Annotated in this window: 8 protein-coding genes; 2 read left to right on the top strand and 6 right to left on the bottom strand. The window is 32.3% G+C overall.

The window, feature by feature from the left end:
* Positions 1 to 11 precede the first annotated feature (11 nt).
* Both Q0776_RS06050 and Q0776_RS06045 read right to left on the bottom strand, forming a co-directional pair.
* A complete protein-coding gene (locus Q0776_RS06050) occupies positions 12 to 3,479 on the bottom strand; it encodes a glycosyl hydrolase (RefSeq protein WP_298366012.1) in 3,468 nt (1,155 codons plus the stop codon).
* A 10-nt stretch (positions 3,480 to 3,489) separates the two neighbouring features.
* Complete coding sequence (locus tag Q0776_RS06045; protein WP_298366010.1) at positions 3,490 to 6,516, bottom strand: glycoside hydrolase family 2 TIM barrel-domain containing protein; 3,027 nt, start codon at positions 6,514 to 6,516, stop codon at positions 3,490 to 3,492.
* Positions 6,517 to 6,721: 205 nt separating this feature from the next.
* Here Q0776_RS06045 and Q0776_RS06040 point away from each other — a divergent pair, with 205 nt between their 5' ends.
* Together Q0776_RS06040 and Q0776_RS06035 are read left to right on the top strand one after the other, a co-directional pair.
* Positions 6,722 to 8,380, top strand: a complete 1,659-nt coding sequence (locus Q0776_RS06040) for a hypothetical protein (protein ID WP_298366007.1) — start codon at positions 6,722 to 6,724, stop codon at positions 8,378 to 8,380.
* Positions 8,381 to 8,403: 23 nt separating this feature from the next.
* Positions 8,404 to 8,862 (top strand): sugar-binding domain-containing protein, encoded by a 459-nt coding sequence (locus tag Q0776_RS06035; RefSeq protein WP_298366005.1) that lies wholly within the window; start codon positions 8,404 to 8,406, stop codon positions 8,860 to 8,862.
* Between the two features lie 259 nt (positions 8,863 to 9,121).
* Here the strand turns inward: Q0776_RS06035 and Q0776_RS06030 are convergent, their stop codons facing one another.
* From Q0776_RS06030 to Q0776_RS06015, 4 genes are all read right to left on the bottom strand, one after another.
* A complete protein-coding gene (locus Q0776_RS06030) occupies positions 9,122 to 10,045 on the bottom strand; it encodes a hypothetical protein (protein WP_298366002.1) in 924 nt (307 codons plus the stop codon).
* Positions 10,046 to 10,268: 223 nt separating this feature from the next.
* Entirely contained in the window at positions 10,269 to 11,318 is a 1,050-nt protein-coding gene (locus tag Q0776_RS06025) for a DUF5627 domain-containing protein (RefSeq protein ID WP_298365999.1), read from the bottom strand.
* Positions 11,319 to 11,357: 39 nt separating this feature from the next.
* Positions 11,358 to 13,070, bottom strand: a complete 1,713-nt coding sequence (locus Q0776_RS06020) for a RagB/SusD family nutrient uptake outer membrane protein (protein ID WP_298365997.1) — start codon at positions 13,068 to 13,070, stop codon at positions 11,358 to 11,360.
* Positions 13,071 to 13,092: 22 nt separating this feature from the next.
* Complete coding sequence (locus Q0776_RS06015) at positions 13,093 to 16,122, bottom strand: SusC/RagA family TonB-linked outer membrane protein (protein WP_298365994.1); 3,030 nt, start codon at positions 16,120 to 16,122, stop codon at positions 13,093 to 13,095.
* Positions 16,123 to 16,137: the final 15 nt, after the last annotated feature.

The following is a 16,137-nucleotide window of genomic DNA, read 5'->3' as shown; positions in this document are numbered from 1 at the left end:
TTTTCTACAATCTATTTTAATTCTTTTACGACCGAAACATTGATTTTTACAGGTTCTAAAAGTCCCGACATTTGCAATGGACTATCTTTACTCCAATGCTTCCAAGATGAGAATGTTTGTCTTTTGGAATCACGAGATTCTGGATTTCCTAACCAACTAGGAAGTTCTTTGGTTTTTGTACCCCTTCGTTTGTAATCTAAAGGCTCTTTTTCATCACCAATTATTCGATTTACCCATAAATTTGTGATTTTTATTCTTACTGTATTGTTGCCTTTTTTTAAATATTCATCAATGGATACTTTAAAAGGAGCTTTCCATAAGGCACTTACTTTTTTATCGTTGATATATACTTCTGCAATTATTGAAACACTGCCTAGATCCAATTTGTAAGCATATTCTTTTCCTAATTGTTGTTTAGTTAAAGTAAATTCCTTTTCATAAATCGCAGTTCCAGAAAAATATTGAATTTCTTCTTCAGAAGCTTCTGACCAAGATGTTAATGTTTTATAATTCTTTTTAATTGATGTTCCGTTTTTTAAAGGAAAAGTAACTTGCCAATCCTTTGAAAGCTCAATAGGTTTTGGAACCTTTACTTTTACTTTTTTCGATTTTCCTGAGGATGTCGTATACGACAAACTTCCAGAAAAAGGTGTTTTCCAAATCGTATTGCCTTTTGTTTTATATATTTCTGAGGCAGGAATAGATCTGTTTAAGTTCAAAAATTCACCTTCAGGAATTATAGTGGTTCTTAAAATTCCATCGGTTTCAAATGTAATTTTTAGAAAATTATAAGCATTTTTTAATGTTTTTCCATTTACCAATTCATCTGAAATTTTGATATTAAAATTCCCAGTAGTTACTTGTTTTTGAATGTTTTCAGTAACATCAAAAGCTTCAAAGTTTTTAGGAACTCCTTTGGTTTCTGCTTTAAATTTACCAAACACTGCAGAAATTATTTTGAGTGGTTGATTACCAGCATCAATGCTAACTAGCTCTCTCTCTTCTGCGTGAATATGTTCGACTTTATCTCCAATTTGATACTCCATTCTAAACTCTTTTACATAACCCATTGCTGGATCACAATCACAAAAACCCCTAGACATTTTAAAATTTACTTTTCCGTTTTTTACAACTTTTTCTACTTTATCAGTAATATCTACCAAACCTTCTTGTAAAAAATTACCATATTCTGCTTTGATTATTTTTAAATTTGATAATGGTGTAGGTGTTGGTTTTTCTAATTTTACATCAACTTCAACAATATGATCTTTACCTGCTGAATTTTCTTTAAAAACGATAAAAATGGATTGTTCACTTTCTAAATTTAAAGGAATACTTATGGTTCCATCTTCATTACTTTTCCAAACAGCTACTTTTTTTATTTCGCCAGTTTCTGCATTCCATAGTTCAGCTTGTTTGTCTTCTACTCTAAATCTTCCAACAATTTCTCTGCTTTCTTTTTTTGTATTGGCGATAAAAAAAATGTCTGCTTCTGCTGTTTTTCTGTGAATAAAACTGATGTCGCCTTTACTGCCTTTTTCAACTGAAAAATCTGGTGTAATTTTATTTTCTTCTAAAAATTGATTGATTGAAATATCCTTAATTGAATTAGAATCCCAAAGTTTTTTAGCAGTATTTTTAATAACAACATCGTTCTGTGGATAATTAGTTAAACTTGGAGATTGTTTTGGTCTTTTCCCAATAATTGCAGCTCCATCTTTAACCAAAGCCTCTATTATTTTTAAGGTTTTAGGCGTAATCCAATCGCTTTCTGGTAGAAGTAATACTTCATAAGCTACTCCAAATTTTGTAACGATTTTTCCTTTTTTTACAGACAATTCTGATAGTTTGTTAGCACCAATCAAATCGTAGTCATATCCAGATTTCTTCAACTCTGGTAGTAAAAAAGCGGTGTTTGGAGAAGAATCTCCAGTAAACACCAACACATCAGCAACATTAGTCCCCTGTTGTAATAAAAATTGTGATTTGGCAATATAATCTAGATAGCTTTTGCTTTGCTTCCACCAAGTATTCAAACGATTAAAATCAAAACCGTGATAACTTAACGCCATTCCTGGTCCAATATCCCAAGGTTGATGCACGTACGAATGAAATATAAAACGTGTAATGCCTTCTGCCCAAGCTTTATCGCCAATAGATTTTATAGTTGCTGGGTGTTTGTCCCAACCTCCAATTCCTGTAAAAGATTCTGCACCAACAATGCTACTTCCATTTAAATGCGCTATAGAAGATACAAATTTAGGGGAATCAAAAAAAGGATAACCTCCACTCCAAAACTCACACATTACAATATCACCTGTCGCACCTACTTGCATATTATCAAAAGGGCCCCAATAAGGTTCTACAGAAAATTTTAAATTGTTTTTATGACACAATTCTGCAAAATGCCCATAATAATTTTCAGCAATTAAATCGCCAATAGTTCTTCTAAAATCCCATTGAAAACGTTCTGTAATTTCTCCACTTTCTATATAATAGCCTGCCAAAGTTGGTAAATAGGATGTTAAATTATATCCTCTTAATTTTTGAAATTCATCTTCAAAACCAGAAGTCCAATTTTGAGAACCTACTTCGTAACTATCAATCAAACAATTATTTACAGTTTCCCCTACTAAGCCCCCTAATTTATTTAAAATGGGCTGTACACCTTTGCTCCAATAATCATCTAATGCAACTGTAGACATTTTATCTACTTCTAAACCGTGACCACCATCTACGGCAGGTCTATTTTTTGCACCATTTGGCGTATGTCCTATTCGTAAAATAATCCATTCGCCTTCTGGTACATTCCATTCTAAAACACCTTCACTAGAGAACTTAGAAGTGATATTAATAATGCTTTCTTTTTTTACAATTGCAGCTTCTGGAATTTCTTTAGTATCTGGCAATAAGTGATTTCTAATTCTATTTGATAAAATTTTATAATCTAAACCATCAATTTTTAAAGAATCTTTTGGTTTTGGAAACGCTAAAACTGCAATATCTTTATAAAAATCAAATTTTGTTTTAGGTTTGGGTAATTTGCTATGAAATTTGTTTCCACCTTTTACAATTAGCTCACTAAAAACCACCGTTTGCATCGCATTTCCTGGCGTTACCCAAGGACCTCCAGAAGAAGACCAACCAGGACCATTATGAAATGTCAATTCTAATCCTAATCGTTTAGCTTCAGTAGCTGAAAAATGAAATAGCGATAACCATTCATCAGACAGATATTTTACAGGACCTTCGGGAAAACCTAGGTGTACATTAAACAATTGTGCCTCTTGAATGCCCACTTGTTTCATTGCTTCTAAATCTTTTGTAATTCCAGATTTAGAAACGTTTCCACTAATCCAATGCCACCAAGTTCTTGCTTTTGCTTCGTTGGGTGGATTTTGAAATCCCGAATTTAAATTTTGAGCCTGAATACTAAAACTTAAAAATATAAGTACTGTACTCCAAAGAATGTTTTTCATTTTTAAAAATTTAATCAATAAATAATTCATCTATAAATGGTCCACTTTCTCCGGTTGTCTCTATCCTAATATTATTTGCTCCCGCTTTAAGTCTTAAAATAGCTGGAACAAATTTCCATTCTTTTTCCCAACCTCCAGTTGGTTTAAACTCAAGTGTTCTTATGTACTCATCATTTAGATACAGTTTCATTGTATGTAATTTTCCAACATTATTGTGCATATATCTAAAACGCATACTGTAATCACCTTCTTCGCCATCGTTTTCTTGGTAGAATGTTACAGCACCTTCTTTTCCATCAAACCTAACAAATCCACTACCTTTGTAACGGTGTGCCTCATTACTCACCGTTGCATCTCCTCTAAGAATACCTTCTTCAGCCGAAATGTTAACTCCTCTTCCAATCCACATATCTTTAGAATGTTCATCTCCCCAAAATAGGCCTTCGTTTTTACCAAAGGTTTCGCTTAGTTTTAATACTACTTTTCCGTTTTGCTTTATTACAGCTAATACTGTTGTACCTTCAGAAACTTCAAAAGCTCCTTTGTAAATTGTACCTTTTATTTCTGGGTCTTCTCCATTTATTGAATAAAGAATTTCTAAATCTTCAAAAATTGATTTTCCTATGATATGAATCTGTTCTGCTTCAATTGTAATTTTATTTGAAGTATATAAAGCTTTATCTCCTAAAATAGATGCCGTTATTATCGATGCCTTTTTAGCATTTGGAAGCTCTCTTAAAAACAATCTCGTTTTCCCAAAAAACAATGCTCTAAAGTCTGATTTTGTTCTACTGGTAGGATCTATAGGGTTTCCATTTTCCATAGAAATCCTTTTTACATCACCTTGAATATTGTAATAAACTTTATTTTCTCCATAAGGATATAAATTATTGTTTTCATCTAAACTTTCTGAAGTAATAATATAACTTGTGGTAAAACTGTCTTCTGCTTTTAATTTTTGAATACTCGTCTTTAATTTTGAAGGTTGTTTACTTGTGTTAAATGAAGTTCTTTTTACTTCTTCACCTTTTTTGTAAGCTACTGCTTCTAATTTTCCTTCTTCATAAGGCACCATCCATTCACATTGCATTTCATTCCAAACAGTTCCTGGCTTATCTTTTCCTAACGATTTTCCATTTAAAAATAATTCAACTTCATCGGCATTAGAATACACCCAAACAGGAATTACAGTTCCTTTTTTCATTCTAGGATGCGACCAATGCGGGAGCATGTGCAACATCGTTTCCTTTGTCCACTGACTTTGATAAAAATAAAATAGGTCCTTTTTAAATCCAGCAACATCTAAAGCTCCACCCATAAATAAATTAAAAGGTAAACCTCCATGAACTAAACCTGCTTCACCATAATAGTCGAAACCTGTCCAACGGAAGTGTCCACTATGCCAAGGATTGTCTCGCATAACTTCCCAATATTTTCTAGCGGAAACCCTTACGGTTGCATTGTCATAAGAAGAATTAAAACTTTGTTTTCTGTTTCTCCAGTTTTTAGGATTAATTCCTTCATAAAAGAAAATTTCTTTCTCGGTTAAATTAGGCAACTCATAAGTTCCTGGTAATTCATTATCACGCCACCAAGTTTGTGTTCGATAGTAACCTCGTGTTTGCCAAGTGTGAGGCGCTTCAGTAGAAATAAATGGTTTATCAAACGTTCTACTTTCTATAAATGATTTGGTCTCAGAACCTCCATTTACACCCGTAATATCCATATCTTCAGGATTTCCTGCACCTGAAGTAAACAATCGGGTTGGGTCTAAACTTTTCCCTAATTTCACCAATTCTGGAGCAATATCGCTATGTGTTTCATTACCTAAACTCCAAACAAAAATACTTGGATGATTTCGGTCTCTAGTAATCCATTCCTCAACATCACGCTGCCACCATTCGTTAAAAGCTTGTTTACCGTAATCTTGAGGGGCTTTTTTATGCCAACCATCAAAAATTTCATCCATAACCAATAACCCGATTTCATCACATATATCGTAAAACATTGGTGGTGTTGGGTTATGAGAAGGACGAATAGCATTAATACCCATATCTTTTAAACTCTGTAATTTCCAACGCAACATTGGTTTTGTCCAAGCACCTCCTACAGGACCACCTTCCCAATGTTCACAAACGCCTTTTAATTTTACATTTTCGCCATTTAACCAAAAACCTGTTTTGGCTTCCCATTTTACGGTTTTAAAACCAAAAGTGGTTTCTATTTCATCAATTACTTTTTTGCCTTTTAAAATTTGGGTCATCGCTGTGTATAATACAGGTGTTTCTGGACTCCATAACTTTGGATTCTCAACTTCTAATTGATATTTTGGATTTGAACTTTTTAATTTTTTAGATTTTTGAGTCAATAGTTTTCCTTTAGAAGAAAAAAGTTTAACCACATATTTTAAACCCTTAATATTTCCATAAACCTCAGCATTAATAAAAACTATAGCTTTATTTTTTTGAATAGATGGTGTTTTTATAAAAATACTATTTGGTTTAAAATGAGTTGGATTTACCTCAATTAATGTTACAGTTGCATAAATTCCACAAGGATGATACCAGCGAGCTGAAGGCTCTAAAGAGTTATCAACTCTTACGGCAATGGTGTTTTTTCCTTCTTTTAAATATTTTGAAATATTATAGCGAAAACTAATGTATCCATAAGGTCTTTTCCCTAAATAATTACCATTTACCCAAACTTCACTGTTCATATAAACACCATCAAAATTGATGTAATTTATTTTTGATAAGCTTTTCTTTTGAATGTTAAACGATTTACGATACCAACCTATTCCTCCATCATGATAACCACCACCTTGCCCTTGATCGCCACCTTTTCTCACACCTTTTTCAAAAGACCAATCGTGAGGAATATTCAACAACTCCCATGAAGAAGAGTTAAAATTTTCTTTTGAAAAATTAACATCATCTTCTAATATAAAATGCCATTTGTAGTTAAAATTAGTTTCTATTCTCTGAGAATAACCAAGTGTACAAACAAAAAATAGTACTAATATTGATTTTATTTTCATTTTAATTTTAATTCTATTCATATTTAATAAAACAAACTTAATCCTAAGTAGCATTTTATTTATCCTGTTGTGTCATGTATAATTTTAATTATTTTCACTGCTTATTTCAAACTACTTACTACATGACACTACAGGTCAGTTTTATTATTAATATCTATTAAATTTACAAACAATACTTTTTTAAAATAAATACTTAAAAAAAACAATGATGTATCTAAATCAAAAGAGACGAATATTTTTTCTTTCAATACTATTGGCTTGTATTATTTCATTCTCTTGTTCAAAATCTGATCCTTTCATTGAAGAAATTCCAGATGAAAATACAAATCCGCCAGAAGAAGAGATTATAGATCCCAATAAAATTGTAACTATTAACACAAGTGCTGTTCTTGGAGAAATGTATAATTTTTGGTCAACAAGACCAATGGTAAATCAAACACGTTTTAATGGTGCAAGTTTTAGATCGTCGCTTGAACCAATAAAGGATTATGTGAAAAGTTATAATATGGTGAGGGTTTTAGGTGGTAGAACAGATAATTTAAACACTTTTTTTAATGGTGTAGATGGTTCTGGCAATATTATAACAGATTTTAGTGGCTTGTTAACTAGCATGCGTGGCTTCATGGAAACCGGTTTTAAGCCAAGGATAGTTCTAGATAATGTTCCGTGGAAAATGAATGCTGTTCAGGAAGTAAATAAATATGGTAATACAAACCCACCTGATGATTACACTATTTGGAGAATATATATAAATGCTTTCTTACAAACCCTTGTAGATGAATTTGGATTGAATGAAGTTAAAACTTGGCGTTTTAGGGTTGCCACAGAGCCTAATTATGCTCCAGAACATTGGAATGGAACGAAAGAAGATTTTTTTAAACATTACGACATTACTGTTGATGAAGTTTTAAAAGTAATTCCTGATGCCATCATTGGTCCTGGAAATTTACTTACAGAGGGCGTTGCTACATATACCACAGAACTAATAGATCATTGTGCTACAGGTACAAATTACGCTACTGGAAAAACAGGAACAAAAATGGATTTTTTCTGTATTTCATATTATGAGAAGTTTGATCAAAAGACTATTAAATTACCTGAAACTGTAGAACCTTATAGAGCAAAACTAAATAGCTATTCTCAATTTAGCAACATTCCTTTTGACATCCAAGAATTTGGAGTTTTAAGAGATGAAAACGGAAATAGAGGTCTCAGCCTTAATGATGGTACTGAAATGGGAGCAAGTTGGTATGCTGCGATAGCAGATTTGGCTTATGGATATAATATTACAGAAATATACGACTGGGGTCAAGAAATTGAAGCCAGTAATTTACCTGCGGGAAGAAGAAACGTTACTGAAATGTTTCAAAAAATGGAAAATGGAAATAGATTACAAAGCATTAAAAACAACACTTCTGGTCATAACGGAATTATACCTGTTAGCAAAAATAATAAAATTTATTTGCTTGTTTACAATCACAATTCCAGTAGAAATAGCGGTACAACTAAAACTATTTATCCTCAAATTGAAGGTGGTCTAATTTCAGGCTCAACTAAATGGAAAATGAATGAATGGACTATTGATAAAACACACGGTATTTTTATGCATGAACTTTATAAAGATTGTTCAGATGCAGGTGTTGCAATAAAAACTAATGGACGCAAATACGGTAATAGACCTTCGGATTATTTTGAAGATGGGTGGAAAGATGTGTTAAACTCTAATTTAGCAAAATACGAATCAAAAGCTAAATTACCTCAAACAATCAAAGATTCAATTATTGAAAAAAAGGATAACAAAATTACATTAAAAGTAAATTTAGAACGTCATAGCGTTAAGTTAATTGAACTAATTCCTCAATAATTAAAATATAATGCATCTTATCAATGGTTAAGTTAAAATTCAGTATAATTTTAGTTATAATAACTTTTGTAGCCATAAATTTTTCTTCTTGTAAAAAAGAAAACAACGCTACAGCTAATAACATATCAAAAGGAAATCGAATTAAATATAATTTTAATCCAGATTGGAAATTTATAAAAGAAAACCCTAAAAACGCACAAGAATCAAATTTTAATGATACATCTTGGAGCGCTATAAGTTGCCCACACACATTTAACGATATTGATACATTTGACGATTTAAGCCATGGACACCATAATGGTGAAGATAACCAATGGCGAGGAACAGTATGGTATCGCAAACACTTTCAACTTGACAAATCTGATTCAGAAAAAAAAGTATTTATCGAGTTTGAATCTGTTAGACAAATAGCTGATGTTTCACTTCATATTGGAACGGGAAAAATTGTAAAAAGTCTAAAAGACATCCTGCTTTTGAAATAGATAATTTACAAAGCATAAAGCAACACTTACAAAACAACAACGTTAAAATTACAGAAGACATAAAAATACTAAGAATCTATCGGTTTTCTTTTTATGAGCCTTGGAAAAACAGAATTGAGATAAAAAAGTCTAATTAAAATTCAACTATAAATTTAATCGTATAATTATTAAAGAATCAATAATCAAAAAAAGTGGTTGAAATTTCTTCCAACCATTTTTAAATATTTTAGACCTAATTGTATTTTTTTTGTGAAAAAATTTAATCTTTTTCCACTTTAGTGTGCGTAGTATTTGCCCATCTAATTTGAGCTCTCCCACCTTTTACACGATATGCACCATATCTAATTTTCGATTCTGTTGCACGTTCTGCTTCAGGAATATTCCAATTAAAAGTTTCTCCCCCAATTATTGCATCGCAATAGTGTAATTTTTTTGTAGCATCGTTAGGGTCTTCTCTAAAACCTACTTTTAGCTCAAAATCAGTTGCCTCATTTTTCTTTATGTTCTTTAAGAAAACAATTTCTCTGCCGCTTCCTGATCCTCCACGAACTAAGATACGTTCCGCATAAATATCAAACGACACTTGCTTATTTGCATCAGCACCTGTACCATATACTGGTTTAGCTAAATACAAACAAATGGCTGGATCTGGCGAACCACCACCTCCAGTATGTTTACCTTTAGCCTGTGCTATGTAACTACCATCATTGTTTTCTCCAGTAGTATCTCCTACTTCAAGAACTCTTACAGTCCCTGTAAATTTCACAAAAGTTCCTATACCTGTTTTTGCTACTCTTGGTAATGAACGCTCAATTCTAGGCTGCAAACCATTTGAATCTATATGATTAGAACCATCAGTTATATTATATATACCCCAAACTTTTCCATCAATCGTACTTTCTTTGTAATTTGCATAGCAACTCCTATCATCAATGGTTCCTATATTAACAGGATTTGGTAAATCATCCGATGTCCTAGTAGCATTTTCGCCATCTGAATTACACGTTGTATATGTACCTGTATCTTCATCTGCTATGACTACTTCTGGATCAGGATCAGGGTCTTCTTTAATAATCTCTATGATATCATCATCCTCATCATCAGATTGACATGAAATGAAAATCACAAAAACAAATAAAGTGGTTATTGTGATGAACATGTAATTAAACTTACTTTTTCTCATGATTATAAAAAATTATTTTAAACAAAATTAAATTTTTAAAAAAAATAAACCATCCTGAACTATCCTGATTGAATATTTTTAAAATACAGTTGTTTAGAATTATATCGTATTTTTGTATATTCATAATAAGAACATCTGATACAAAAAAAAATAACGAAAGATGTTTGCAACCTTCGCTATTCTTTTTCAATTATAGTTGTTTTGTATTTATTTCTAAAGACTATTATTCTGTCAATTCAAGTGTAAATTCTTCAAATTTCACATTTCTGTCTCTAATCACTAAAGTGTCTTTAACGGCATGTGTTTCGTTGTTCGCTGTATCTGTATATGTATAATCTAAGTAGATTGCATCACGTTTTTTTCCTCCCCATTCATCTCCATCTTCAACAAACTTTCCTGAGCCTGAAATATTATAGATATCATCATTAAAACTAGAAATTGTACAATCACCATTTTCATTAAATGATAATTCCATATTTACACTTCCAGGACTTGAAAGTCCACCCCTTCGCACAAGATTAGACAATTCAACATTAAATCTTCCGCTTGTAGATAAGGTAACCAATTCATCCCTTACCACAAATTCAGCTTGGTAAACATTACTCACTTTCTCTCCTGAAGCATTAGTCATTACATCTTCACCTCGGCGCAAATATATGCCTTGATATTTATTCATAAATTTAATACCGTAAAGTGTATAATCTTTTGGCTCAGATGCCCAATCACTACCTTTTACCTTAACAGGGTTTATAACATCTTCATTAGGAACCCCAGTTAAAAGTGAATCTAATTGTTCGTAATCTGTAATTTTTAGTGGGAGTACATAATTAACCTCATTTTCACCTGCAAAAGAAAGAGGGTCTTCAAAAAATGCATCATTAAGTTGTACAGGAATACGTCCTTTAGTAGAACCCACTGGAATTGTTACTGGACTCTCTTGTTCAATAGTATAATAAGAAGATGGCAACACCTGTACATTTACTGAGCTAACACCTATCACAGAAGGGTTTATCAATTCAGGCGCTAATTCAAAGTGCACCTTTCTGTTCGTTGTATTTTCATAAACTCCAGACATAATAACCCCTATTTCAAACCTACCATTGTTATCGTTTTCATTAAAACCTAAATCATATTTACCTAAAATTAAAGTTCTAACGGGAGTTTGATATGGGAAATACACTGAAGTTGAGCCAAAGTCGTCAAATTCATTAACCTGATTCTCGCAAGCCATCAAACTAAGGGCAAAAGCGACTAATATTAATTTTATTTTCATGTTTAATATTTTTAAATTCATTTAAAGTATACAATTATACTACCAGCCATTATTTTGTTCAAGTTCAGAAAACTTTAACGTTTCGTCATTTGGAATTGGCATATAGGTAGCAAAAGGTTGATAGTTTCTAGTTTCAACAGTAGGTAATTCTACATAATTATTTCCATTGTAAAAATATCCTTTGGCAGTTTCATTTAATGATACCCCCCATCTTCTAAGATCCCAAAACCTATGACCTTCAAAGCTAAGTTCTAAACGTCGTTCATTTCTAATAAGTTCTCTCATTTCCTCTTTACTTGAAAGAGAAGTTAAATAATTATCTGGCTGTGCAATTCCAGCTCTTTGGCGAATTGCGGCGATAACATTACGTGCACTCATGCCATTAACCTGATAATCTGGACCTCCAATTTCATTTGCTGATTCTGCCAAAATTAAAAACAATTCTGTGTATCTAAAATATACATTAAAGTGTCTCTTTCCTGATGTAGTTCCATCACTATTAATTCTTACGTCTGGACGTAACAATTTTTTAAGATAATACCCTGTAGTAGTAGAAAATTGAGGGATAGAATCTAGTCTATCAATTCCTCCTCCATTACCAGTATTAATAGTACCTCCTCCAATAGAAGCTCCATTTACAACAATGTATTTTGTTAATCTCGGGTCTCTATTTGCATATGGATTCTGAGCATCAAAACCATTAGCTTCAGTTGCAGGAAATCCATTTTTCATAGGAAATGCCATAACTAAATTATGCGTAGGGTTTATCTCTCCTTTTCCATTTACTGAAGGCGGGAACATTCTTTGTTCGTATGTTGAGCTATTACCACCAATTGAACCACGCCACAGCATTTCACCTGTGTTTATATCATCATCTGACGTGTAAAATTCAACACCTCCTGGTGCTAAACCAGAAACTCCTCCAATAGTATTTAACAAGTCACTTGCGTTTTCGGCTGCTTTTTGATAGTAATCTTTTTGGCCATTTAAAAATGATGGACTAGCAGCAAACAATGCCAAACGTGCTTTAAGTGCTTTTACAATTCTACCTGAAATACGTAAATCATAGGCACTTCCATTCACTACTTTATATTTTCCTGGATCATAACCTGAGTACCATGGATCAATATCTGCATCATTATTTGAATAATCTGTTGGTAATAATGTTAGAGCCTCATCAAAATCTGTCATAATTTCTTCAACAGAAGCTTCAAATGACAAACGTGGTATGTTAAAATTTCCTTCAGAGGTAATAAACTCAAGAAAGTATGGAATTCCTAGCAAGTTTCCAGAAGTTCCTTTTCCTGCATGAGCTTGTAGCACATAAAAGTGATGTAAAGCTCTAAGCGCAAGAGCCTCACCCTTCATACGTTTGTTAAATAGTTCATTAGTTTCTACATCTCTGCTCCACTCTATTTCACCAGCATTAATTATTTCTAAAAATCTGTTTAAGTAAAATACTTTTTCAAAATTATTCCAACGTGCGGCTGGATTATATTGAGCTGATAATTCTCCAAGAGCTATTCTTTTGTAACCATTACTCAATTGATTATTAATAGCATCATCAGTTGCTGCTTCAGAAAACGCATACTGACTAACTAGTCCTGTATAACCTTGTAATAATAATCCTTCTGCCGTTGCTGGATCTGAATTCACATAATCAAAGTCTAGCCTGTTTTCATCAATTGGGTCACAGGCAATCATGCCGGCAAAAACCAACATAATTAATATATATTTTATTAAATTTTTCATTTATCTAAATTTTCTATTTATATTAAAATGACATTCTTAAACCAAGAGTATATGCTCTAAATTGAGGTGTTCCACCAATTGACAATTGACGAATATCTCTGTTTTCAGCTACTTCTAAAAGGTTGGTTCCTGAAAGATTCAAACTAAAATCTTCCATCCCAATTTTGTCACATAAGTCATCAGTAAATTCATATGTTAACTGAGCACGGTTAATTTTAAAGAAACTTGTGTCGTACATCCAAAAAGTAGATGTTCTAAAATTGTTTGAATTGTTTCCTGAAGATAACCTTGGAAATGTTGCGGTATTAGCAGTTTCAGGTGTCCAACGTCCTAAAACAACCTCAGAATATTTATCATTTCCGTTTACTTGATAATAGCTATCATTCTTAATTGCATCAGCTCCAAATTGACCTGTACCTAGTATAAATAAGTTAAACGATTTGTACTTAAAGTTTAAATTTAAGCCATAAGTCCAAGGACTACTACCTTGTCCAATAGCAACATTGTCATCGTTATCAATACTATTATCTCCGTTTTGATCTATATATTTTATATCACCTGGTTGAACTTCACCAAAAATTGGCACCGCTAAACCATCCTTTAAAATATAATTACCGTCACCATCAATATTAAAGTCAGCTTCCGAATAAAATCCTTGGTCAACTAATCCAAAAATTGTAGATGTTTCTTTTCCAACTCTATTTTGGTAGTCAAACTCGTTAACTTCAGATCGTTTTGCTGCTATAGACTCGTTATATAAAATATTTGCACCGACACCTACAGTAAAATCATTAATGGTTTTATTGTAATTTAATCCTATTTCAAAACCTTTATATTCATTTTTATTATAATTATCATACGGTCTAAAAGTATTATAATAAGATGGATATTTATCAGTTAAAAAAGTTAATTGCTTATCAAGTTGTGTTTTAAAATAATTAAATTCAAACCAAAGTGAATTCATTAGGTAACTTTCAAAACCAATATTTAGGTCGATACGTTCTTCAAATCCCATATTAGGATTTCCTCCTTGTGAAACATCTTGTCTACGGTTAGAACTTTGACCATCTGCCCAGTTAAACGTTCCGCCATTAGAATATGTTTCATTGTATAAATAATATGCGTCGATTCCGATATCTGATTTTATGATACCTCCTGATGCTTTTAACTTCAAATAGTCAATAACCTCGTTATCTTTCAAGAAAGACTCTTCACTAAGTATATATCCTAATCCAAGTGTTGGTGAAAATCCACCTCTATTACCTTCTGGTAATTTAATTGAACTAACGTAAGCCCCACTAAAATCAACAAACATCTTTTTCTTATAATCATACGCTAATTGAAATCCGAGATGAGTATCTATATCTGTTTGAAGCACATTGTTTCTCTTCATTGAGTTGTAATACCCTAAGAAAGTAGTATTTAAGGAGTGGTTCTCTGCAATAGTTTTTTTATAATTTACAAGACCATAAAAACCCAATCTTGATACAAAACCATTAGTGCTAACATTTTCAGTTAAATCTTTTAAATCAGTACCATATGGTGTCAATGCTGTTATTTTATCATCTGTCCATTCTGCTTCATAAACTTTATACTGGTTTCGAATTGATAATTTATATGAATCATAAAAATCAAAACTTAAATAAGTTCTTGCTGACAACCCTTCAGTTATCATATCTAGATCAAAATCTATTGAGTTATTAAACTGTGTTGAACGAATCACATTATTTTGATAACCTCCAGCAATAGCATTAGCAATAGGGGTATCATTTTGAAACTGTTGGGCTCCTCCTAACAACATTCCATCATATATCCTAGCTGACTCAATTTGAGCAGCAAGTCCTGGATTTCCAATTGTATCTACCATACTTACAGGGATTAAAGGCACATATGAATTAGGTTTAAAATTTGTACCAGCATTCAATAAATTAGATAAAGCGCTTTTACTTGAACTTATAATTGCAATTCCATCAAGACTACTTTTAATCCAATCGTTTACTTTAAAATCGATGTTACCTCTTACATTAAATCTATTATCCCCTGCATTGGCATCTGGGTTAATGTTAACCCATGATTGATTACGGTTCCATCCGGCATTAACGTAATATTGTGACTTGTCATTTCCACCTGAAAACTCGGTAATTACACTTGTTGAAAGTACAAATGGTCGGATATAATCGTCTGAATAAAAGTCAACATCTGGATACCTATAATTATTTGGATTATCTAAATAAGGTGTAATATCTTCAGGCTGAAAAGAAATATCTTGCCCATCGTTTATTCTTGCTTCATTAAATAGTTGCATGTATTGAGCAGAACCAAGATAATTAGGTAAAGCAATAGGCACTCTTATACCAGAACGAACATTAACATTTACTTCTTTTCTATTAATTTTTCCACGTTTGGTATTGATAATGATTACACCATTTCTTCCTTGACTCCCGTATAAGGCAACTGAGTTTGCATCCTTAAGAACTGTAATCTGGTCAACCTCTTCCATATTTAAAATATTTGGGTCACGACCAATTACACCGTCAATAACAAAAATTGCATTTCCTAATCCTCTAATATTTGAGGAACCTTTAACACCTAACATTAAACCATTAATGTAATCTCTAACCCACTGTGTATTGTCATAGGTTAAACGATCTTTTGTGTTAATTGATGACATCGCACCAACAACTTCACGTCGGTTTTTAGTAGCGACTCCCATATTGATTTGATCGTCTTCTGTAGCAAGGAACGGTGATTTCACTAAAGTAATGCTACCTATTAAATCAGACATGCCAACAAGTGCTGATTCAAATCCCTTTTTTTGTATTACAACAGACTCAGAGCTCTGTAATTTAATTTCAAACTGTCCATTATTGTTTGTAATTGTTTGCACGCCATTAGGACCAAAAACATTTACTCCGCTTATTGGACTACCTTGTTCATCAACTATGGTTGCTTTTATCTCTGTGCCTTTTGTTTGTGCTATTGTAAAATTACTAAAGCAAAACAAGGCTAAGCACACAAGAGTAAACAACTTATATAATTTATTTATCTTCATTTTTTTTTCTTTATA

The organism is uncultured Lutibacter sp. (genome assembly GCF_947495725.1).
Lineage (GTDB): Bacteria > Bacteroidota > Bacteroidia > Flavobacteriales > Flavobacteriaceae > Lutibacter.
This window is presented reverse-complemented; position numbering and strand designations above follow the sequence as displayed.